This is a genomic window from Haemophilus sp. HMSC61B11 (assembly GCF_001838615.1).
Taxonomy (GTDB): domain Bacteria; phylum Pseudomonadota; class Gammaproteobacteria; order Enterobacterales; family Pasteurellaceae; genus Haemophilus_D; species Haemophilus_D parainfluenzae_AD.
Genome location: NZ_KV837980.1, coordinates 1 through 380, shown reverse-complemented (window position 1 = coordinate 380; position 380 = coordinate 1). Strand labels below are relative to the sequence as shown.

2 tRNA genes are annotated in these 380 nt (G+C 43.2%); both read right to left on the bottom strand.

What is annotated here, in order from left to right:
* Positions 1 to 114: 114 nt before the first annotated feature.
* Positions 115 to 190: transfer RNA gene (locus HMPREF3263_RS06260), tRNA-Ala, on the bottom strand.
* 53 nt (positions 191 to 243) lie between these two features.
* A tRNA-Ile gene (locus HMPREF3263_RS06255) sits at positions 244 to 320 on the bottom strand.
* Positions 321 to 380 lie beyond the last annotated feature (60 nt).

The window sequence follows — 380 nt, the reverse complement described above, 5'->3', positions numbered from 1 at the left end:
AGCTTGTTTCCTGGTTGTTAAAGAACAGAAATAACATTTTCAGTTATCATCGTTAAATAAACTCATTAAAGCATTTTAAGCATTAAATCAGTCAATTTACTTAACGATGATAAGTGGTGGAGATAAGCGGGATCGAACCGCTGACCTCCTGCGTGCAAGGCAGGCGCTCTCCCAGCTGAGCTATATCCCCATTTCATCGTTTATTTATCACCTTATTCACCTTCATCACTCACTCAGTTTGAGTGGTGGGTCTGAGTGGACTTGAACCACCGACCTCACCCTTATCAGGGGTGCGCTCTAACCACCTGAGCTACAGACCCAAGGGAATAACGGCTTTCTGCTCGATATTGTCTACAATATATCAATCAATCTGTGTGGAC